At 51.4% G+C, this 22,119-nt stretch carries 21 protein-coding genes; 19 read left to right on the top strand and 2 right to left on the bottom strand.

The window, feature by feature from the left end; genetic code table 11:
- Positions 1–34 precede the first annotated feature (34 nt).
- Positions 35–1,336 (bottom strand): acyltransferase family protein, encoded by a 1,302-nt coding sequence (locus MUN84_RS16415; protein ID WP_244695107.1) that lies wholly within the window; start codon positions 1,334–1,336, stop codon positions 35–37.
- Between the two features lie 280 nt (positions 1,337–1,616).
- Between MUN84_RS16415 and MUN84_RS16420 the strand changes: the two genes are divergently transcribed.
- From MUN84_RS16420 to MUN84_RS16510, 19 genes are all read left to right on the top strand, one after another.
- Positions 1,617–1,826: a hypothetical protein gene (locus MUN84_RS16420; RefSeq protein WP_244695108.1), complete on the top strand. Its 210-nt coding sequence runs from the start codon at positions 1,617–1,619 to the stop codon at positions 1,824–1,826.
- Complete coding sequence (locus tag MUN84_RS16425; RefSeq protein WP_244695109.1) at positions 1,811–2,602, top strand: glycosyltransferase family 8 protein; 792 nt, start codon at positions 1,811–1,813, stop codon at positions 2,600–2,602. The genes MUN84_RS16420 and MUN84_RS16425 overlap by 16 nt, the downstream gene beginning before the upstream one ends.
- A 238-nt stretch (positions 2,603–2,840) precedes the next feature.
- On the top strand, positions 2,841–3,797 hold the full coding sequence (locus MUN84_RS16430) for a glycosyltransferase family 8 protein (protein ID WP_244695110.1): 957 nt from the start codon (positions 2,841–2,843) through the stop codon (positions 3,795–3,797).
- Positions 3,798–3,946: 149 nt separating this feature from the next.
- Positions 3,947–5,047, top strand: coding sequence for a DegT/DnrJ/EryC1/StrS family aminotransferase (locus tag MUN84_RS16435; RefSeq protein WP_244695111.1), 1,101 nt, complete (start codon positions 3,947–3,949; stop codon positions 5,045–5,047).
- A 44-nt stretch (positions 5,048–5,091) separates the two neighbouring features.
- The gene (locus MUN84_RS16440; RefSeq protein WP_244695112.1) at positions 5,092–5,877 is read left to right on the top strand and encodes an enoyl-CoA hydratase/isomerase family protein; all 786 of its coding nucleotides are present in this window, start codon (positions 5,092–5,094) and stop codon (positions 5,875–5,877) included.
- Positions 5,878–5,969: 92 nt separating this feature from the next.
- Positions 5,970–6,737 (top strand): acyltransferase, encoded by a 768-nt coding sequence (locus MUN84_RS16445; RefSeq protein ID WP_244695113.1) that lies wholly within the window; start codon positions 5,970–5,972, stop codon positions 6,735–6,737.
- Positions 6,738–7,095: 358 nt separating this feature from the next.
- Positions 7,096–8,040 (top strand): glycosyltransferase, encoded by a 945-nt coding sequence (locus MUN84_RS16450; protein WP_244695114.1) that lies wholly within the window; start codon positions 7,096–7,098, stop codon positions 8,038–8,040.
- A gap of 230 nt (positions 8,041–8,270) precedes the next feature.
- Entirely contained in the window at positions 8,271–9,191 is a 921-nt protein-coding gene (locus MUN84_RS16455; RefSeq protein ID WP_244695115.1) for a glycosyltransferase, read from the top strand.
- A 293-nt stretch (positions 9,192–9,484) separates the two neighbouring features.
- Positions 9,485–10,447, top strand: coding sequence for a glycosyltransferase family 8 protein (locus MUN84_RS16460; RefSeq protein ID WP_244695116.1), 963 nt, complete (start codon positions 9,485–9,487; stop codon positions 10,445–10,447).
- Positions 10,448–11,267: 820 nt separating this feature from the next.
- Positions 11,268–12,794 carry an ABC transporter ATP-binding protein gene (locus MUN84_RS16465; protein WP_244695117.1) on the top strand — a complete coding sequence of 509 codons (1,527 nt, stop codon included), beginning with the start codon at positions 11,268–11,270 and terminating at the stop codon, positions 12,792–12,794.
- 67 nt (positions 12,795–12,861) lie between these two features.
- Positions 12,862–13,557: a glycosyltransferase gene (locus MUN84_RS16470; RefSeq protein ID WP_244695118.1), complete on the top strand. Its 696-nt coding sequence runs from the start codon at positions 12,862–12,864 to the stop codon at positions 13,555–13,557.
- The gene (locus tag MUN84_RS16475; RefSeq protein WP_244695119.1) at positions 13,494–14,060 is read left to right on the top strand and encodes a glycosyltransferase family 4 protein; all 567 of its coding nucleotides are present in this window, start codon (positions 13,494–13,496) and stop codon (positions 14,058–14,060) included. The genes MUN84_RS16470 and MUN84_RS16475 overlap by 64 nt, the downstream gene beginning before the upstream one ends.
- A gap of 134 nt (positions 14,061–14,194) precedes the next feature.
- The gene (locus MUN84_RS16480) at positions 14,195–15,370 is read left to right on the top strand and encodes a glycosyltransferase family 4 protein (RefSeq protein WP_244695120.1); all 1,176 of its coding nucleotides are present in this window, start codon (positions 14,195–14,197) and stop codon (positions 15,368–15,370) included.
- A gap of 12 nt (positions 15,371–15,382) precedes the next feature.
- Positions 15,383–16,282: a glycosyltransferase family 2 protein gene (locus MUN84_RS16485; protein WP_244695121.1), complete on the top strand. Its 900-nt coding sequence runs from the start codon at positions 15,383–15,385 to the stop codon at positions 16,280–16,282.
- Positions 16,283–16,332: 50 nt separating this feature from the next.
- Positions 16,333–17,238 carry a glycosyltransferase family 2 protein gene (locus MUN84_RS16490; protein WP_244695122.1) on the top strand — a complete coding sequence of 302 codons (906 nt, stop codon included), beginning with the start codon at positions 16,333–16,335 and terminating at the stop codon, positions 17,236–17,238.
- A 61-nt stretch (positions 17,239–17,299) separates the two neighbouring features.
- Positions 17,300–18,448 carry a glycosyltransferase family 61 protein gene (locus MUN84_RS16495; RefSeq protein ID WP_244695123.1) on the top strand — a complete coding sequence of 383 codons (1,149 nt, stop codon included), beginning with the start codon at positions 17,300–17,302 and terminating at the stop codon, positions 18,446–18,448.
- A gap of 237 nt (positions 18,449–18,685) precedes the next feature.
- Positions 18,686–19,732: a glycosyltransferase gene (locus tag MUN84_RS16500; RefSeq protein WP_244695124.1), complete on the top strand. Its 1,047-nt coding sequence runs from the start codon at positions 18,686–18,688 to the stop codon at positions 19,730–19,732.
- Between the two features lie 27 nt (positions 19,733–19,759).
- Complete coding sequence (locus MUN84_RS16505; protein ID WP_244695125.1) at positions 19,760–20,356, top strand: glycosyltransferase family 4 protein; 597 nt, start codon at positions 19,760–19,762, stop codon at positions 20,354–20,356.
- On the top strand, positions 20,338–20,898 hold the full coding sequence (locus MUN84_RS16510; protein WP_244695126.1) for a glycosyltransferase family 4 protein: 561 nt from the start codon (positions 20,338–20,340) through the stop codon (positions 20,896–20,898). The genes MUN84_RS16505 and MUN84_RS16510 overlap by 19 nt, the downstream gene beginning before the upstream one ends.
- Here the strand turns inward: MUN84_RS16510 and rffA are convergent, their stop codons facing one another.
- Positions 20,899–22,083, bottom strand: coding sequence for a dTDP-4-amino-4,6-dideoxygalactose transaminase (rffA, locus tag MUN84_RS16515; protein WP_244695127.1), 1,185 nt, complete (start codon positions 22,081–22,083; stop codon positions 20,899–20,901). It lies immediately after the preceding gene.
- Between the last annotated feature and the right edge of the window lie 36 nt (positions 22,084–22,119).

Raw genomic sequence — 22,119 nt, forward strand, 5'->3', positions numbered from 1 at the left:
TAACCCTTGAGTTGTAAGGTCCAGTCTACGTGATTTAGGATGTGAACAGGTTAAACTTTTTGACTTGCCTAACTACGAAAGGATGCCATACCTTTTCTAAAATATAGCTTGCAACAATGGTGAATATGATAACCACTACTGACCTGCCTATAAGTGTGTACCAAGTACCATAGTAAAAACTAACCCGACTTAACAAAACAATAAATATAAAGTGAGTAAGGTACACGCTGTATGAAATGCTACCTAGCTTGATTAGGTATTTAGGTAAAGTATTGCTGTCTAGTTTAGTCTTGAGGCTGCCAAGTATCAGAAAACCTATTGCCGCTGCATATATTAAACAAGCTATTACTTTAGAATCAAAGTCAATATAATGTGCGCGGCTATAGTATGCTAAAAAAAGTAGGTTAAGTATGGGAACAGCTAAAGTGAAAATCAGTAGAAGGTAGTTAAATTTTATCTTTTTGTTAGTAAAATATGTGATGCAAAGTACTCCTAATGGTATGTAGCTGAAGTCAGAGAACATAATATTTATGGCACTGTACGACGATTGTACGCCAGGGATTTTGTCTAAGTGTAGTTTGTTATGTATAATATCATAAACAATGTTAAGAGAGCTAAAGCTCAATATTAGTAAGAATAAGCCTATCAATGTGTACCTTGAAGGGTTGGCTGCTAACACGTTTTTTGTTTTAGATAGCCACAACCCAATCAGCCAAAAACAAAATCCAAACCCATACATAGCAAGTGCCTGGGAAGATAGAATAAGCTGAGAAAAAAAGCCAAACGTTAAAGAAATAAAAAAAGCGTGTGAAGGCTTGATATTATAGATAGATATCGGGATAAATAATATATAGAAGAGCATTTCATAATGGAGAGACCATATTACTCCTACTTCATATATGGCATCAGCTAAAGCCATGTGTGTGAAGGTGAAATTGGCAATTATAGTAGTAAGTGAATATGTGTTATAAGTAATAATTAGAGCCATAATTAGGGCTAATGCATATATTGGATACAAACGCAATAACCTTTTTTTTAAGTACTCTCCAGCAGTATGCCACGTGAGTGAGTTTTTTGTACTTAGGCCAATTACATAACCGGAAAGAATAAAAAAAATGAGCACTGCTAGATGACCGGGAAATGAATATGTCCAAATTCCAGTCCTTTGTGTGCCATTCAGTAACTTATCGAAACCACTGCAATGGGTTAGTACCACTAAAAAAGCCACAAACCCTCGCAATGCTTCTAGGTTGTATTCAAACTTTTTACTCTGTGAGAGTTGTTGCATAGTAGAATTATATAGTAGGGTGATTTGACTAGCAAAGGTAATAGACATGTGCATCACATCTTATTGTGTGTCATTCTAAGAAGAAAAATTATATGCCGCCAATGCAAAGTGTTATATGTAACACAGCTTTAGTAGTGATATATTGTATTTAACATGAGTGTGTTATGTTTTATACATATAGATGTGCATTAAATATGAATAATGCCTAATCCTGCGGAACAGTAACCTATCTTTGTATTGGTTAATCCAGTACACTGTCTTGGGTAAATAAAGTCGACACGCCCTATTCATTGTAAGGTTGAATCGAGTATTGCTTAATTTTTAATTCATGTCAACCAGTTCCCCCGTCCTCCACATCGCCATAGCTTTCGATGAGGTGTATGTGAATCCCGTTTTTGTATTGCTAACTTCTATTTTCCTGAATAACCGGGACTACCAAGTGCAGGTGCATGCCATTGCCACCGATGTACCAGAATCGGCGAAGGCGCGCATGATAGAGTATGCGCGGCAGCAGGGGGCGATATGCATTTCTACGTGATTAGTCCGGAAGTAACGCAAGGCTTTCCTGTACCTGGCCCCGATGAGCCGGAAGCCTATATCACCATGGCCGCCTACTACCGTCTATTCTTTCCGCGCCTGGTTCCTCAAGATATCAAACACTTGCTGTATCTGGATATTGATATGCTGGTGATAGGCAGCCTGGCGGAAATGTATCAGACCGACTTAGGTGACACCGCCGTGGGGGCCGTGATGGAGGCCGAGGTACCCTTACGCGCCGAAATAGGAATGCGCAGTCTGGAGGATTACTTTAACTCTGGTATGTTGCTAATGAACTTGCCGCAGTGGCGGGAGCAGCAAATCAGTGAGCAGGCTATTGAGGTAATTGTGCGCACCCCCAAAGATGTTCTGCTCTATCATGACCAGGATGCGCTGAACGTCGTCTTTCAGGGCAGCTGGCACCGGCTGGACAGCCGTTACAACCTGATGAAGGCTTACATCCCGCATGACCTGGCCAGGCGCGACTACCGCCGCTTCCTCACGGACAAGGTCATCATCCATTATAATGGCCGCAACAAACCCTGGCACCGCGCCTGCATAAACCGGTTACGCTTCCTTTATCCGTACTACTTGCGCCAGTCACCGGTGGCTCACTCCGGCCAATACATGGCCAAACCCCTTACCCGCGAGTCACTCAAGCAACTATTCCATAGCCGGGTAATGGAAACGTATTTTAATTATCCGGAGGTAGGAAAGCTATGGCGCCAGGTAAAAAGAAGGCGCATGGGAGGACAAAGTGCCGGCCTGGTAAACTAGTTTAAGAAGCCCCCTCTGCAATTGAGCTGCCTTTACATCGGAATTATAACGCAACAAATTTATTTAAACTCCTTGCTTTAGGTAAGAATCTGTTATGCAGTAAGTTAAACGGATAACGGTTGTGCTCCGCAAGCACAACCGTTATCCGTTTTTCGATAATTCTACCAAGGCAGCAACATACGTTCGGGTTTTTTGAGCCGTTATCAAAAGGATTTTGTCTCTTCAAAACCGCTTGATAATGGAACAGCAGAACCCGACCGTGCACCTGGCTATTGCCTTCGATGAGGGATACCTTACACCTGCGTATGTGTTGCTAACCTCCATCTTTCTGCATAACGCAGGTCAGCAGATAGCAATACACGCCATTGCATCTGATGTGCCGGCCAGCGACAAAGAGGCTATGGCTGCTTATGTTCGCCAGCAAGGCGGGCAGATACATTTCTACGAGCTGGACGCTGACATAACGAAGAACTTTCCCGTACCCGATAAGCGCGAAGTATGGCTTACGCTGGCCACGTACTATCGTCTCTTCTTCGCCCAGCTGGTACCCGCGGATATTGAGCGTCTGCTGTATCTGGATATCGATTCGCTGGTAGTTGGCAGCTTGGCCGAAATCTATCAGGCCGATATTGGCTCCGCCGTAATTGGGGCCGTAACGGAAGCCGAGATGCCTTTACGCACAGAGTTAGGTATCCACCGGCTGGAGGATTATTTCAACGCGGGTATTTTGCTAATGCATCTGCCTCGGTGGCGGGAGCAACACACCACGGAGCAGATAATGCAAATTATAGCCGCTCACCCCGAAAAACTGGAGTACTGCGACCAGGACGCGCTGAACATGCATTTCCGGGGTAGCTGGCACCGGCTGGACAGCCGTTACAACCTGATGAAGGCTTACATCCCGCATGATCTGGCCAAGCGCGACTACCGCCGCTTCCTCACGGACAAGGTCATCATCCATTATAATGGCCGCAACAAACCCTGGCACCGCGCCTGTGAAAACAAGCTGAGGTTTTTGTACCCCGAATATTTGCGCCAATCACCCCGGGCGAAACAAGGACAATTCGTGCCCAAGCCTATAACCCGGCCAGAAATGAAGAAGCTTCTATACAGCCGCGTGCTGGAAACCTACTTCAACTACCCGGCAGTGGGAAGGGTGTGGCGACGGGTGAAAGGGGCTTTGGGAAAAGGATAATATAACAGGGTTAACCTGAGAACAGCGGAGCAGGCGAAACAGAGGATAGGAACGGTTGCTGCCTAGCTGCTACCTCAGCAGGCTCTAAAATAATAGTGGAGAACATTCCCTAATTTTAGGCCGTCGATATTTCTCTTCCAACTCGTGGTATGACGGTTCCTTTCCTTTCTTTTGCTCCTCAGCATGAACCCATCCGTGAAGAGGTGATGGCCGCCTTGGGTCAAGTCTACGATGCGCAGTGGTATGTACTCGGTCAGCACGTGCGCGACTTTGAAACGGCTTATAGCAGCTTTTCAGGTTCGCGTTATTGCGTAGGCGTCGCTAATGGGCTCGATGCCTTGCACCTATCGTTGGTGGCCCTAGGTGTTGGCCCCGGCGACGAGGTAATCGTGCCATCTAACACATACATTGCCACTTGGCTGGCCATTTCTTACGTAGGTGCCACTCCCGTGCCCGTGGAGCCCGATCCGGCTACGTATAATATCGACCCACGTCGGATAGAAGCAGCCATTACGCCGCGCACAAAAGCCATAATGCCCGTTCATCTCTACGGACAAGCCTGCGAGATGACAGCCATTATGAAAATTGCCCAGCGGCGCAACCTGTTTGTAGTAGAAGATAATGCTCAGTCGCAGGGGGCTACTGCTGACGGCGGCATCACGGGTAGCTTTGGCCATGCCAACGGCACCAGCTTCTATCCGGGTAAAAACCTAGGGGCGTTGGGAGATGCCGGCGCCGTCACGACCAATGATGAGACGCTGGCCCAGAAAATCCAGACCCTGCGCAATTACGGCTCCCAGCAGAAGTATTACAACGAGGTTATTGGCTATAACTCCCGGCTAGACGAGCTGCATGCCGCCGTGTTGCAGGTAAAGCTGCAGTACTTGCCCGAATGGACGCGTCAGCGTCAGCAGGTAGCACGCTGGTATGATGAGCAATTGCAAGGCATTGGCGACTTGCAGCTTCCCGTGACGGCTGAGGGTAGTACCCACGTCTACCATTTGTATGTAGTGCGCACAGCCCAGCGCGACGCATTGCAGCAGCACCTCACCAGTGCTGGAATTGGCACCCTCATTCACTACCCAGTGCCCCCGCATATGCAGCAGGCTTACGCCCACATGGGCATTGCCAAAGGAGCCTATCCGATTGCGGAAGACCTGGCTGATACCAGCCTAAGCCTGCCCATGTGGCCGGGCATGACCGAAGAACATGTGGCCGCAGTAGTGGACGCAATGTGCCGGTTCTACTAAGCCCAGTGGCAGCGGTTCCGCTCTTAATACCCTACCCTTTACATATGAATAGCACTTCTTTTATTCAGGTTGAATTGCGCCCCGATGGTATTCTGCTGTTGACCATTGACCGAGTGGCGCAATACAATGCGCTGAGCATTGCTACGGTGGAGGAGTTAGAGCACCTGTTGCACCAGGCAAAAAGCCGAAAAGAGGTACGGGCCATTCTGCTCACCGGGGCAGGAAACAAGGCGTTTGTGGCCGGCGCCGATATAAACGAGTTTAAACTCCTGTCGCCAACTGAGAGCCGAGCTTTTGCGGAGCGCGGACAGCGGGTACTACAACTACTGGAGCAAATGCCGGTGCCGGTAGTAGCTGCCATCAACGGGTTTGCACTCGGCGGGGGCTGTGAGCTGGCTTTGGCTTGCCACATTCGTATTGCCAGCGAAAACGCTCAGTTGGGCCTACCCGAAGTAAAGCTGGGTATCATTCCGGGCTACGGCGGCACCCAGCGTCTTACACAATTAGTAGGTAGGGGGCAGGCGCTGGAGTTGATGCTGACCGGCAACCCCATCAACGCAACCGAAGCACTGCGTATTGGGCTGGTAAACCGAGTAGTGCCGGCCGAGCAGCTGCTGCCTATCAGCATAGAGCTGCTGGGTACTATGCTGGAGCGCGCCCCCTTTGCGCTGACCAAGGTGCTGGAAGCCACAGCCGCGGCCCAGCAAGGCGGCGACCAAGGGTATCGGGTTGAAGCAGCTGCCTTTGAAGCCTGCTGTCAGCTAACCGACTTTCAGGAAGGGGTACAAGCTTTCGTGGAAAAGCGAAAACCAGCTTTTACTGGTCAGTAAGACAGCAATATGCGCGGGGCAACTGCAAACTAATAGCAGTTAAATTCTCCTGTCGCATCAGCTCATCGCAGGGTTTAACTAAAGGGCCGTCCATGAAATTCAATAACCGCAACGTTCAGATAGGCACCAATGTCCGGCTTGGTAAAAATGTTCGGATTGGGGATAATACCACTATCTACGACAACGTGGAGATTGGGGACAACTCCATTATTGCCAACGACTGTGTAATTGGGGAGCCAAGCAACTCGTATTACTTCCAGGCTAGCTATAGTAATCCTGAAACCATAATAGGGGCCAACTCTTTTGTGCGCAGCCATGCTATCATATATGCGGGTAGCACCTTTGGTGAAGGGCTTAACACCGGGCACCGGATTACGGTACGGGAAGGCGCCCAGTTCGGGTCTCATTGCCTGATTAGTACGCTGGTTGATATTCAGGGCAATTCCACATTCGGCGATTATTGCCGGTTGTACAGCAATGTGCACATCTGCGAGTTTTCTAAACTAGGCAGTTACGTGTTTATCTTTCCCTACACAATTTTCACCAACGACTCGCAGCCCCCTTCTAATTACTGCCAAGGGCCAACCGTTGGCGACTACTCTATTATCACCGTGCACTCGGTGGTGCTGCCGAGCGTGAACATTGGTACCAACTGCTTAATCGGGGCTAACTCGGTAGTAAGCCGGGACATACCGGACTTTAGCTTTGCGGTAGGCAGCCCGGCAAAGGTCGTGCGCGACATTCGGGAAATCGGTTCACGTGCAAAGGAGGGCTCCCATTACCCCTGGATGTATAATTTCGAGCGGGGTATGCCGTGGCAGGGTATTGGGTTTGATGCCTGGAGCAAGCAGCATCACTAGCCGGTTATGATTTTCTCATGAGGAATAAATAGCGCCGGCAAACAACCAGTGTTGTAAAGTCAGGGTTCACCTTGGCGTAGCCTAGGGTACGATCTGGAATCTGTAGAAAGAGTTTGGCTACGGCGCCGTTACGGAGGAAACTGCCATCCTAGTGGAAGTGTACACCTCGTAGCATTGTTCTGACAGCTACAAGATTGGTAGTAATAAGGCACACCTTGGGCTATTCTCGGATATAATGCATAATAGCCGGCCCGGTAGGGGCCAGGCAGTTGAAAACGGAATCTGTTATCCATCTGCTCCGACCGGCGCCATTCAACTACTGGATAGTGCTGGTTAAAGAACTACAACTGGCTTGCAATTGGATACTTCCTCTAAGCTCAAATTGATGAATCAACCGTTGGTAACGGTTGGCGTTGCCTCGTACAACAACGCCGCATACCTGCGCGAGACGCTAGAGAGCATTCGGCAGCAGACCTACCCGAATGTCGAGGTGCTTATCGTGGACGATGCTTCCACCGACGAGTCGGTGGCCGTGGCCCGGGCCTGGCTGGCGGAGCATCCGCAGGTGCGGGGCCGCGTGATTGAGCATCCAGTCAACCGCGGCATCTGCCCGGCCTGCAACACGCTCGTGACCCAGGCCCAGGGGGAGTTCATCTGCCTTATCGGCTCGGACGACGTGTATCTGCCCGACAAGCTGGCCGTGCAGGTGCCCTTGCTGCTCAACGCCCCGCCTGAGGTAGGAGTAATTTTTGGTCCAGTAGAATTGATGGGCCCTACTGGGGAACCATTGCCCGCGCCTGCCGAGTGGGATACATATGCCGAGGGCGATATATTTCTGCCATTACTCAAGCAAAACTTTATACCGGCTATGGGTACTCTAATACGGCGTTCATGCTATGATAAGGTAGGGTTATACGATGAAGAGTTGGCGTACGAAGATCTGGATATGTGGCTGCGTATAGCTAGGCATTTCAAATTCAAATATTCTCCTCGAGTCAGTGCTCGATACAGAGTACATCGGAAATCAGCTATGCAAATGCGGCAGGCTGTTCTGACTGAATCAACCTTGCGATTATTGCACAAACACACAGGCATAAGTGCCGAAACGGATGCTATCATTGAAGGCCACACTAAGTACTTAGCTGAGCGTTTATATCAATGGGGTGGAAAGCAAGCAAGGCGTTGGCTAAAGCTGCGTTGGAAACAAGACCATAAACTTAATAGCGGCGTATTGTATGGACTTGCCTCGGTAGGGATTCCCGGAAAATATGTTCAGCAATTCCAACGTTGGTTGGGTCGCTAATACTAGATAAGACTTAAGGAGAATCAGCAGAGGGATAAAACTAGATACATGACGTCTCAAAGCTGGTAACACTAACAGCTCTGCATATGTAATTCTGATAAGTAATCATAGCACTAGACACTCATTGTATCTAGCTATTCTATTTGTCTGTATAGCATTCTTACAGTATAAATTCTGCGGATCTTCAGATCATGAGTTCAAGCATCAGGCTTATCAAATCATAGAAGAATATGGATGCACCCTTAGTAACGGTTGGCGTTGCCTCGTACAACAACGCCGCATACCTGCGCGAGACGCTAGAGAGCATTCGGCAGCAGACCTACCCGAATGTCGAGGTGCTTATCGTGGACGATGCTTCCACCGACGAGTCGGTGGCCGTGGCCCGGGCCTGGCTGGCGGAGCATCCGCAGGTGCGGGGCCGCGTGATTGAGCATCCAGTCAACCGCGGCATCTGCCCGGCCTGCAACACGCTCGTGACCCAGGCCCAGGGGGAGTTCATCTGCCTTATCGGCTCGGACGACGTGTATCTGCCCGACAAGCTGGCCGTGCAGGTGCCCTTGCTGCTCAACGCCCCGCCTGAGGTAGGAGTAATTACCAGCGCCATCGAGTTTATGGACAGTGAAGGCAATACCATTCCTCAGCCGGATGATTTTGCTATTCCGCATCCCGAAGAAGTGTACGTGACCTTGCTTAACTCTTGCGTCATTGCGGCCATGAGTACATTGGTGCGGCGTTCTTGCTATGAGAAGGTTGGCCTTTATGATGAAAGCTTGCCCTTCGAGGACTGGGATATGTGGTTGCGCATAGCTAGGGAATACAAGTTTTTATATTCTCCTAAAGTTAGTGCTCGGTATCGTCGGCATGCTAATGCCGTGTTTAATTCGCGCCGCCGTCAAATGGAGGAAGGCTCCTTGATGCTCCTAAACAAAAATAGGGGAGTAAGCTCAGAGGCTGACGCTGCTATTATTCGTCAGACCCATTTGCGCTCGGAACTGCTCTACCAAATCGGCAGTCCGCAGGCGGCGCACTGGCTACGGGTACGGTGGCAGGATGACCGTTCACTCACGAGCTGGGTATTGTATATGTGCGCCCGGCTGGGTATACCGGGTAGCGCCGTGATGAAGGCGCAGCGCCTGCTTGGGCGCCGCTGATTCGTAATGACTGTTGCAATATTAAACGGGCCAAGGCTATTCTATCCATTCGAGTAAATTATAAGACGATGAGCATGCGACTCAAAGGATAATTTACCCAAGCTCTACTATAAGTTTGCACAGACCCATCATACGCTACTAAATTGCAGAGTCAAAGGTGGACCTAAGGCTACCCGGGATAGACTTTACTTTCTGCCTGCAAGATGCACTTGCTTTACTGTTTCAGTTTAAAAACTAATAACAGAAAGTTAAAAGACTAATTATAAATAAAGTTCTTACTCGCTTTTTCAAGCATGTCCACCTCTTCTATTATCCATTTAGGCTTTTGTTTCGATAAGGGTTATCTTCCACCCTTTTACGTGCTTTTAGCTTCCGTATTTCATCATAACCGTGCTCATAGCATTGTGATACACGCTATTGCTACAGGCATAACGGAAGCTGATAAGGATGCATTAGTACAATATGTGGAGGGAAATGGAGGTAGAATCTTTTTCTATGTCGTAGAGCCCTCCTTAGTGCAAGACTTTGTGCTACCAGATCATGCGGGTAGCTATTTTACCGAGACAATTTTTTATCGTCTATTTTTTGCCAAGCTTGTACCTGCCTCGGTCGAAACCATTATTTATATGGATATCGATACGATAGTTGTAGGAGACCTAGGCAGCCTATCCAGTCTAGATATAGGTGGGCACCCTCTAGCAGCCGTAGCCGACGATTGGATGCCTATTCGTAAAGAGCTAGGAATCACTCAGGAAGGTCAGTATTTTAATTCAGGAGTGACGCTTATTAATATTCCTAAATGGAACCAGAAGCGAGTAACCGAACGCACGACGGAAGTCATTATGACATATCCCGAGCGAATTAAGCAATTCCCTGATCAAGATGCTCTGAATATGGTGTTGCTCAACGACTGGTATAAGTTGGATGTGGGTTATAATTTAACAGGGGTACATTGTCCTTCAACAAACGATAAGACTATATTGGAAGATTACTTAAGGGACAAGGTGATAATTCACTTCAGTGGACCTAAGCCCTGGAACATGCTCACTGACTGTAACCATGTCTATCGATATAAGTGGTTCGAGTACTATGAGATGTCTCCGGTCAAATCATTTATTAAATATTTTGATGTCAAATTCTCTAAAAGCTTTATTAAAACGTTTATTTATAAGCATGCACTTAAAGCCTATTTAAATAGGCCATATCTAGGTAAGATAAAACGCGCCATTGTGCCTAAATTAAACGGCAACCCCTAAAGTGCTATTTATAGAGACTAACGCTGCTCTACCAAATCGGCAGTCCGCAGGCGGCGCACTGGCTACGGGTACGGTGGCAGGATGACCGTTCACTCACGAGCTGGGTATTGTATATGTGCGCCCGGCTGGGTATACCGGGTAGCGCCGTGATGAAGGCGCAGCACCTGCTTGGGCGCCGCTGATTTATACCACTTGTCTATTCTTCTATCTGGAGCGAGTTCACGTCCAGATTTACACCGCAGCCGACTTGTACAAATGCAGGTCGGCTGCGGTGTAAGTACGGCATCCAGCATCAGCAAAAATGCAACCTAGCAGAGCAAGCCAGCGCACCGCCCGGAGCTTTTCTGGTCTGAGTTAGATGCTGCGCTGCTGCAAGATGGAAAGATTACTAAGTAGTTTAAACGGAACGAATGGTAGTAGTCACTACTGCGTAATTGAGTAATAACCAAATTGCTGACCAGAATATCTCAAGCATTTATCCCGTACCTTTGCAGCCTTAATCAATGGCGTATAGAAACGAATGCGGTGCAAGTCGCTCGTTTCTAGGCGCTTTCCATCAAGTTTCCAGCTTAAAATGCTAACAGGTAACATAGTAGCAGAATCCATCAAAAGTATTCTGCGGTATCTGTCGCCGGCGGAGAAGAAACAGGCAACAGTTATGTTCCTGCTACAGATATTTGCTTCTTTCCTGGATGTATTTGGGTTAGCCTCGCTCATTCCGGTGGTTACCCTGGCCTCGCGACCGGGAGCAGTGCAGGAGCATAAGTGGTCTGCCTTCCTATATAAAAGCTTGGGCTTTCAATCGGAAACTGCATTCTTCGTGTCTGCCGTCTTAGCAATATTTGTGTTTTTCTTGGCTAAGAATTTGTTTATCAGCTGGATAAACTACAAGCAGGTTCGATTTACGGCTAAGGTTGCTCTTAAAATTATTGATAGCCAGTACGTAAAATACATTGGTCTTCCTTTCTGGAAGTTTCAAGAAATCGGCACGTTCGAAGTAGTGAACGAAGTATTGACCGTTCCCAATGCCTATTTGAACGGGATAATACGGCAGGTATTCGTCGTGCTTTCCGAAATAATTATCGTGTTGATTGTGGTGCTGGGCATCTTGTTCTACCAGCCCATGCTGTTCGTAATTCTGGCCGTTACTCTGGTTCCGGCTACCGTAATCACCTACAAAGTCCTGCGTAACCGGGCCCAGCAGTTAGGCCACGAGCGGGATTTGCAGGCGCCGAAAGCGTACGGCATTGTAAGCGACACCTTTGCCGGCTATGTCGAGCTAAAGCTAGCTCATAAGCTGCAACTGTTCCGCCAGCGAATCAACACCAATCAGGCACTGATGCAAAGCCTGGATGCCAAGGCGTACGTGTACGGGCTGCTGCCCGTGCGCATCATTGAGATGGTGTCCATCCTGGCCGTTATCACTATTATTCTGTACGCGCTGCTTATTACCGGTGACACGGCCAGCCTGGTAACTATTGTGGGCTTGTTTGCCGCCGCCGCCTATAAGCTGATGCCCTCCGTGAATCGGATTCTGGCCAGTATGGTCACTATGAAGCAGCACTTGTACACGCTGGAGGCCCTGCAAGCGTATGAGGAGTCGCAATGGCAGGAGCATAAGGTAAAGCAAGTTCCTGCTATTAGCTTTCACCACCAGGTGGAGTTTAATAACCTCAGCTTTGCCTTCCCAGGAAGTGATACCCCAGTGTTGCGGGGAGTAAGCTTTACCGTTCGTAAAGGAGAGAAAATAGGATTTATCGGCAGCTCCGGATCTGGTAAAACCACGCTGATGAACTTGCTGCTACGTTTTTACAGCCAGCAGATAGGAGAAATCCTAGTTGATGGTGTACCGCTACAGTTGGAGAATACAGAAGCCTGGCACCGGCTGGTAGGTTACGTGAAGCAGGATACTTTTCTTATGCAGGCCTCTTTGCAGGACAATATCACCCTCGGAGAAACCAACCCTGATCCGCAACGGCTACAGTACGCGCTGGAGCAAGCCTCCCTGGCCGATTTTGTGTCTTCGCTGCCGGAAGGGCTGAATACAGTATCAGGAGAGCGGGGGGCTCGTTTGTCGGGTGGTCAGCGCCAGCGCATCGGTATTGCCCGAGCTCTATACAAGCAGACGCAGATTCTGGTGATGGACGAAGCCACTAGCGCGTTGGATACCCAAACAGAAAGAGAAGTCAGCGAAGCCATCAACAAGCTTTCGGCCACGGACATTACCATCTTCATCATTGCGCACCGGATTACTACCCTGCGTCAATGCGACCGAATTTACGAGCTGAAAGACGGACGCATTGTTGCTGTGCATACGTACGACGAGCTAATTGCCCGGCACGTATAAAGCTACAGGCTAGCACTCACCGGCTGGCCACGTAGCGGCATGAGATGTCAATAGTAGTACAAGCGTAATGAGAATTCTAATTTCTACATGGTCGTTGCAGGTAGGCGGGGGCGAAGTGCTGGCCATGAACCTGGCGGCAGAACTGCAGCGCCGGGGGCATGAAGTATATGTTTTCAATCAGCGGGCTGAGCTGATTGATCATGACTTGGTAGCTCGCTTGTTACCCCCGCAAGTGAAGGTTCTTTCGATGGCTGATAACCCGAAAAGCACGTTCTGGGCCTACAAGATAAATGCCCTGCAAGGTCTGCTGGGCCGGCCGGCAACCTTCTACAACCAGCGGCAGCAAGCGTACTTGGCCGAGTGCCTGCTGCGGTACAAGATTGATGTAGTTAGCAGCCACGCTACCGTCTCGGATGACATTTGTGCCCCCGTTGTAGAGCGCCTCGGCCTACCCCTGGTTATTACCGAGCACGGCGAATACACCAAGTTTCTGCAGGAAGGCCGTCGGGACTTTTTGCCGGTACTTCAGGTAGCAAAGCGAATTCTGGCTGTATCTGACTACTGCCGCCACAAACTGGAACGGGCATTCCCGAGCCTACCCCCGTGCAGACAGTGTACAATGGCGTTATTACGGAAGCTCATGCTGCCGAGACAACTCGTCGTGCGCTGGCTATTCCGGCCGAAGCATTTGTATTCGGCATGGTGGCGCGGGGGATTGAGGACAAAGGCTGGCGGTACGCCGTACAAGCGTTTCAGCAGGTGAAAGCCGCTCTGCCAGCTCGCGCCCTGCGGTTGGTGTTGGTGGGAGGCAGTCCCTACCTGAAAACGCTGGCCGACGAGTACGCGACGGACCCAGATATTATCTTCACTGGACAAGTGTCTAACCCGGATTTCTACGTGGCAGGCTTTGATGTGGGGCTGTTGCCCACCTATTTCCGCGCAGAGGCGTTGCCACTGGCTATCATCGAGTACATGGTGAGCGGCAAACCCTCCATTGCTACCCGCGTCGGTGGTATTCCGGAACTGCTGGAGCCCAGCGCGGGGCACACGGGGCAGCTGGTGGATATAGAAGCCGAAACCTACACTCCCAAGCTACGCATGCTTACGGAGGCTATGGTCCGGTACTGCACCGAGCCAGTCCTGTACGCAGCTCACGCGGCGCACTGCCGACAGGCCAGCCAAGAGTTTTCCATGGCCGCCTGCGCCGAGCACTACGAACAGGCCTTTAGCGCCGCTCTACATTCTACTGTTAATTCTGCTACATAATGAAGGTGCTATTTACAACCTTCTGCTTGGAGAAGGCCGGCTCTCATATAGTAGCCCTAACGCTTGCTTCCGGAATTGCGCAACGGCATGAGGCTTTTTTCTTTAATCAAGGCGAACAGCTAGTCGACCAGGGCATGGTCGACCGGTACCTGTCGCCAAAGGTGAAGCTAGTGGACATGAACAGCTATCCATTGGTAAATAAGCTGGCCTGGAAGTTAAACGGCTTGTTGCAGCGGCTTACTGGGTACGCTGGCTTTCACGAGGCTTGCAAAACGATGATGTTCTTATACACCATCGTGCGCCACAAGATTGAGGTGGTGCATAGCCATGAAATCCTAACCAAACAGTCGCGCCTCAATGCCGTGCTACGATTTCTGTCCGTGCCCATTGTTGTTACAGATCATAGTGGGTACACAATGCTTCGTAAAGTGCAGGACGTCTCGTTTATTCCCTACGCCAATAAAGCCCGAGCAATTATTGCCGTCTCGGAGTACGCAGCGAAAGCTCTGCTTTATGGCGACCAAAGCGGGGTATCTGAGCAGGCGCGGGCGCTGGGCCAGAAAATCATTGCCTCCGATTATCATACGGAAGCCGAAACGTTAAAGCACAAAGAGCTAGCTACTGGTCAGGATGAGCCGCTGACCGTACCGGTCGCCACAATTTACAATGGGGTGTTACGGCACCAAGGTACGTTGCCGCCGCCTGAGGTAATTCACCAGGAACTAGGCATTGCCCCGGGGAGCTTTGTGTTTGGAATGGGAGGCCGGGGAACTGAGCAGAAGGGGTGGCACTATGCCTTGGCGGCGTACCAGCAGCTAAAGCAGCGGCACCCAACCCGTAAGTTTGCCTGGCTGTGCATGGGGGAAGGCCCGTGTCTGACGGCTATGCAGCATGAGCTGGGAGATACTGCCCCCGATATCATATTTCTGGGCAATGTGCAGAACCCCCACTACTACATGTCGGCCTGCCGGGTAGGGCTGGTACCCTCCAGCTTTAACGAGGGGCTACCCCTAACGATTGTAGAGTTTTTCGAGCACCGGGTGCCCGTTATCGCCAGCGACCTGTGCGGTATTCCGGAGGTAATAGTTCCGGCCAACCACGAGCCGGGCGGCCTGCTGATTGAAATGGAAGAAGACCTGACTCCCCGGATTGCCAGCCTGCTGAAGAATATGGAGGCCTACGTTACCCAGCCTGAGCTGTGGGAAGAGCACGCCCAGGCCGCCCTCTCGATTCGTAAAATGTTTGACGTAGAGGAGTTCGTGCAGGCCCATGAGCAGTTATACACCAAGGTGCTGTTTTCTTCGAAGTAACCACTCAGAGTAATGCAGGTTTCCATTATCATCATCAACTACAATACCTTTCAGCTTACTAGCGAGGCGGTTGAATCCATTATCAAGCACACGCACGGCGTTAGCTACGAAATTATTGTAGTAGATAATGCCTCCACTGAGTGCGACCCTGGCCTGTTTGAGCAACGTTTTCCCTCTATTAAGCTGGTGCGCAACCCCAATAACTCGGGCTTTGCTAAAGGCAACAACTTGGGTATTCAACACTCTGTTGGGGAAACCATTCTGCTCTTTAACAGTGACGCGGCCTGCCTGAACGATGCCCTGACGCTGACGTACCAGGAGTTGGCAGCGAATAAGACAGTAGGCCTAACCACAGCTAGATTGGAATATCCTGACGGCCGCGTGCAGCACTCCTGCGGACGTTTCCCGTCTATTAATCTGCAGCTGGTTGAATTGCTGCGGCTGCAGAAATTTATGTCGGCAGAACAGCGCGGCAATATTTTGCAGGGTGCTTTCTTTACCTACGACAAACCGCTCTACCCCGACTGGGTATGGGGCACTTACTTCCACATCAAGCGGGAGGTGATTGAGAAAATGCCCGGCCAGCAGCTCGCCGATGACTTCTTCATGTACGCCGAGGATCTGCAGTGGAGCTACACCGTGCGCAAGCTGGGGTATACTATCAAATACGTGCCCGAAGCGCGGGTAATGCACCATTTCTCGCAAAGCACCAAAAAGGAAAAGCGGCTGAATCAGGGCAATATGATTCTGCAGAACGAAGACATTTTCCTGAACCGCGAGTATGGCTGGGCTACTACCAAAGTGTACTACCTGGCTAAAATGGCTAATTTTTTGCTAATGCGCGGCAACTCTGAGCACCGGCAGCACATGTTGCAGCAGTATGGTAAGCTGCTGCGCGGCAAAGCCCTTTGATTTTTGCGGCTTTCTGCTGCCCGCCTTTCACTTTTCTTTTCAGTATCAGTATGTCCGTGGACACTTTCGTCTCCTCATCGCCTTTTTTCACCATTGTAGTTCCCTGCTACAACCGGGCTGACATTGTGCTGGATACCGTGAACTCCGTTCTCAAACAGGAGTATCAGAATTTTGAGCTAGTGCTGGTGGATGATGGAAGTAAGGACAATACCAGGGAGGTAGTAGCTACGGTCACCGATCCGCGGGTCCGGTACTTCTACAAGGAAAACGGTGAGCGGGGCGCGGCCCGAAACTACGGCGCCCGGCAAGCCCGGGGCTCCTATATTAATTTCTTCGATTCCGACGACGAAATGTACCCAAACCACCTGCTAGTGGTGAAGGAGTTTCTCGACCAGAACGGGCAAGTGGAAGTCGTGCATACCGGGTACGAGCGCCTCGACGGGCAAGACCACGTCATTAGTGAGGTGTATGAGTTCAAGGAAAGTACTAACGAGGTACTGCTACACGACAATCCGCTGGCGTGTAATACGGTGTTCGTGCGGCGCGATATTGCCCTAGCCAATCCGTTTGAGGAAGACCGCCGCCTGGCTTCCGCCGAAGACTGGGAACTGTGGGTGCGCTTAGCTAGCAAATACACTTTTCATCCCATCCGAAGAAAGACGTTCTGCTTGCGCGAGCATGACGGGCGAAGCCTGAATACCATTGCGCCCGAAGCCGTTCGGAGACGGGACGAGCTGTTTGCTGAGTTGATTAAGCGTAACCCAGATTTCGCCCGCCGTTTCCCCAATCGGACCGGGCAGTTTGTCGCCGACCGGTACACCTTTATTTCTTTAACGCTAGCTCTGAGCAAGCAGCACCGTGCTGAAACTATGCGCTATCTGTGGAAAGCGGTGCAACAAGACCCTACAGTTCTATGGCGGCGGCGTTTTCTGGCATCGGTCAAGCATCTGCTTTAGATAGCCATCATCCTAGTTTGCTAGTAAAAGAGTACCCGCTTAACTTTTCGTATTGCAGGCCTTGAAAAAGATATTAAAAAAAGTGTTTCCTGTTGTATTGCTTAAAAAAGCGCATTTGCAGTATAACACACTGCGCATCAATACAATTGACAGAGTTTTGTTTCCGGAAAAGCAGTTTGCTGATCAGGATTTCGTTATAAAGCAGGATGATTATCCTTTCCGGATAACTCCCGTGCGGAAGGACCACTTGGATGCCCGGCTCCAACACCAAATTTCACTCTATGAAAACTGGACCCAAGATGAGTACCTGTTAGTATACGATCAAGAGTGCATTATTGAGCCTAAGTACGGCTGGGCTATGTCGGCGGATAAGCAGTTGATTTATCCCTCTTTAGGTTTCAGCCGCGTTTCTTATCTGCCCAAGCCCTCTACTCAGATTCGGAAGATGCAGCTTGACAAGCTACCTGCCCATGAGGTGCTGGTGTCGTTGCGTGATACGGGGGAGGAGAATTACTACCACTTCTACAATGACGTGCTGGCCAAGCTTTTTTTCCTGGAAGAAAAGCTGCAACTGCCGTACGAAACGCCCCTACTTATTGCAGAGGCACTGTACAAAAAATCCTTTTTCCAGTACTTCCTGCAGCATCCATATCTGAAAAACCGTACCTGGGTTATTCAAAAAGAAAACGAGTACATCCGGAGTAAGAAGACTTACTTCTGCAAACCGCTTACCCATACGGCGTCCTACTATGAGCGGATTCGCCAGATGGTACAGCCGCAGGACCTAGCGCCTGCTGGCAGCGGGCAGCGCCGGATCTTTATCACCCGCAGCCCAAAGCGGCTACGCTTCATTGAGAATAGCGCCGAAATAGAAGCTATTTGTCAGGCCGAAGGCTTTGAGGTAGTGGACTTTGATACCATGACGTTAGCTCAACAAGCTCACATGCTGAGCGAATCACGCTACGTATTGGGCATTCACGGTGCTGGTCTGGTGAACATGATGTTTCGGGGGAGCCAACCCATGGGTTTGCTTGAGATATTCCCGCCCGGCGAATATTACCCGTTCCACTACATGCTGATGGCGGCCCAGCATGGCTATCAGTATGATAGCCTGATTGGGGAGCCTAGCCAGAACAAATACTCAGGTGGGTTCTACGTGAAGCCGGAAGAGTTCCGCCAGCGCATGCACGCGCTCCTAACCCAGGTGTAGATTCGCTTTGCTTCCAACAGGCAAACTCAGTTTTTCTTGAAAATCTATGCGTAAGAAGCTGTTAATGGTAATTCCTAACCTAGGGCTGGGAGGCGCTCAACGAGCGTTTCACGACCACAGTGTGGAATTAAGCAAATACTACGACGTCACGGAAGCTGTGTTCGACCTCGACCTTGAAAATCTGTATCCCTCTGGCAACCGTCTGGAGAGCTTACAGGTAACGGGGGCGGCGGACCTATGCAGAAAGTGTCAAACTTCTTTAAGCGGGTCAGCCAGCTTAAGCAGCTCAAGCAGCGCTTAGGCACTGATATCTGCATTAGCCATCTGGAAGGGGCGGACTATGTGAATTTGCTCAGCAAGGGCCGGGAAAAGGTAATCCTGCTAATTCAGGGTTCCAAGTCGCACGACCGCAACATCAGTGGCCTAACTGGTTGGTTGCGCAAAGGCGTGTTAATGCCTCTGCTCTACAAGCGGGCCGACCGAATTGTGTGCGTCAGCCGGGATATTATTCCCGAAATGGTAGAAGATTACGGCGTAGACCGCCGCAAGCTAAGCGCCATTAATAATTCCTTCGAAGTGGAAAGTGTATGGGAAAAAGCGCAGGAGCCCTTGCCGGCTGCTATGCAGACCGTGTATGCGTCGGCGCCTATTCTGGTTACTTCCGGCCGCTTAGCCATTCAGAAAAACCAGAAGCCCCTGCTGTCTATTTTCGCTGAGCTTCGCAAAACTCAGCCGGCCAAGCTAGTGTTCATCGGCGACGGCGAACTGCGGACTGAGTTAGTGGAACATGCCCGCGGTCTGGGGTTGCGCGTGTACGAAGCCTGGGCTGACGTGCCGTTGACCCCGGACTTTGATGTGTATTTCGTGGGGCTGCAGCACAACCCATTTCAGTACATTCGTCCAGCTACTGCCTTCGTGTTTCCCTCCGCCTGGGAAGGCTTTCCGCTGGCTCTCGGCGAGGCCATGACCTGTGGGGTGCCGGTAGTAAGCACCGATTGCCCTACCGGCCCTCGCGAAATGCTAGCCCCTGGCTCCGCCACGCCGACGCACCCCATCCGGGCAGCGGAATGGGCTGACTACGGCATTTTGATGCCCATGCTGACTAATGCCGCCACACTGGCAGCGGATGAAACAATGTGGGTCTCAACCCTGCATACCTTATTGGCAGATGCTGCTAAGCGCACGCAACTAGGTGAGGCAGCCCGCCTGCGCTCCAACGATTTTACCCACGCCAATACCTTTCGCCGCTGGCAGAAGCTAATCGACGAGGTACTAGCTGAGTAGGCAGCGTACGTTTAAGGAAAGGTTCTGGTGAAAAAGCCTCTAATTCTTGTAGTAGACAATTCCCGGGCCGTGACGGGGGCACTGAATGCCATGCGGCACGCTACGGGGCCCTTGCGCGAGCAGTTTGCCTTCGAATATGTGGTGCCAACAGGTAGTACGGCCCGCGCCGTGCTAGAGCAGGACGGTTACGTGGTGCACGAGTTGCCTTTCGTGGAAATCAGCCGGCGCAAGGGCGACTTGCTGCGCTACGGGCCCATGCTACTGCTGAATGGTTGGCGCCTATACCGCCTGGCCCGGCAGCGGAGTGCTCAGGTTATCCATCTGAACGACTTTTATAACCTGACGGGCTACGTAGCTAAGGCGCTGAGCTTGGGGCGCTTGCGGGTAATAACGCACGTGCGCTTTTTGCCCCAAAGCCTGATGCAGCCCCTGGCCCGTACGTGGCGATGGCTGGGCGAGCGGTATGCCGACCGAGTAATATGCGTTTCCGAGGCGGTGCGTCGCTACTTCGGCGGGGCGGCCAACGTGCAGGTGGTATTTGACCCCATTCCGGGGGCGGAGCGCTACCCGGCTCCGGTAGTGCCAGCGTCCCGCCCGACGATACGGTGCAGCTCCTCTACCTGAGCAACTACATTCAAGGGAAGGGGCAGGATTTCGCTGTCGAGGCGTTCCAAAAAGCGTATGCCCAGGATAACCGACTGCGCCTAACCTTTGTGGGTGGCGACATGGGCATGGCCAAAAACCGGGAGTTTCGGCAGCAACTGGAGGCCAGGGTGCAAGAAGCTGGGCTGGAGAAAGTAATTAACTTTCAAGGGTTTGTGTCCGATGTGGAGCGGGCCATCAAGGACGCCGATATCCTGCTGAATTTCTCCGAATCAGAGTCATTTTCCCTTACCTGCCTTGATGCCCTGTACTTCGGCACTCCTCTCATTGCTTCGGACTGCGGTGGTCCGGCGGAGCTGTTTGAAAACGGCCGTTCCGGGTTGCTGGTGCCTAATCGTGACGTAGCGGCCATGACCTTGGCTATTAATTCCCTGGCCGCCGATGCAAAAATGCGGGAACGGTTTGCGGCTGCCGGTCGTGCGTTCGTGCGCAACAAGTTTCAGCCGGCTGCTACCTACAACCGGCTGGGCCAGCTCTACCACGAAGTTCTAGCTAAGGTCTAGCTAGCTGCCAAGGCGGAGGCGGAAGAAAGTCTGCACTGCGCTGATGATGCGGTCCTGCTGCTCATCGGTGAGGTCATGAAACAGGGGTAAGCGTACCAGTGTTTGGGCATAGCGCTCCGCGTGGGGTAGCTGCCGCCCGTCGTGCTGAGCGGCGTAGTAGGGGCTCAGGTGCAGCGGTAGGTAGTGGAACACGGCCAGAATATGCTGCTGACGCAAGTACGCCAACAGCGCATCCCGGCTCGCTTCATCGGTGCAGAGCAAGACAAACAGGTGCCAGTTCGGCTGGGCGGCGGGCAGCTGAGGCAGCAAATCAAAGGCACCACTAGCCGCTAATGGGGCAAGAGCTGCCGCGTACCGCTCCCAGAGGTAGCGGCGCTGGGCCTGAATCCTATCAATGGCTTCGAGCTGTGCCCAGAGGTAGGCGGCGTTCAGCTCTGAGGCTAGAAAAGAAGAACCCAGGTCAACCCATTCGTAGCGGGCCGCTTCGCCCCGGTAAAACGCCGCCCGGTTGGTGCCTTTCTCCCAAATGATTTCCGCTCGAGCTAGGAAGCGCGGGTCGTTGATAGCCAGCATACCGCCTTCACCGGCACTGATGTTTTTAGTTTCGTGAAAAGAGAAGGCGGCCAGGTGCCCGAAGGTGCCGAGCGGACGGTCTTGATAGCGCGCCTCAATGGCTTGGGCCGCATCTTCTACCACCCAAATGCCGTGCTCCTCTGCCAACGCCAGCAGCTCTAGCATATGCTCAGCTGGCTGCCCACCATAGTGTACCAACACAATAACCCGCGTCCGTGGCGTCAGCAACTGCGCCACTTGGCGCACATCCAGGTTGGGATGGTCCGGATGGCTATCGGCGAAAACAATGCGGGCTCCGCGCAGCACGAAAGCGTTGGCAGTAGAAGTAAAGGTGTAACTAGGAACAATGACCTCGTCGCCGGGCTGCAGGTTCAGCAGCAGCGCGGCCATTTCCAGCGCATCGGTGCCGCTGGTAGTTAGTAGGGCCTTGAGTAAGCCGTAGCGCTGCTCCAGAAACTGTTGGCAACGTTGGGTGAACTCGCCATTGCCCGACAGCTTACCGGCCGTGACTGCCTGGCGGATATACTCCAGCTCGGGCCCGGCCAAGTGGGGCCGGTTGAAAGGAATAAAGTCGGGGGAAGGGGAGAAGGAATCATACGGTGCGGTCGGCAACCACGTACAGGGGGCGGGCCCGCACTCCCTCAAAGG

Origin of the sequence: Hymenobacter sp. 5516J-16 (assembly GCF_022919335.1) — a bacterium.
GTDB lineage: Bacteria > Bacteroidota > Bacteroidia > Cytophagales > Hymenobacteraceae > Hymenobacter > Hymenobacter sublimis.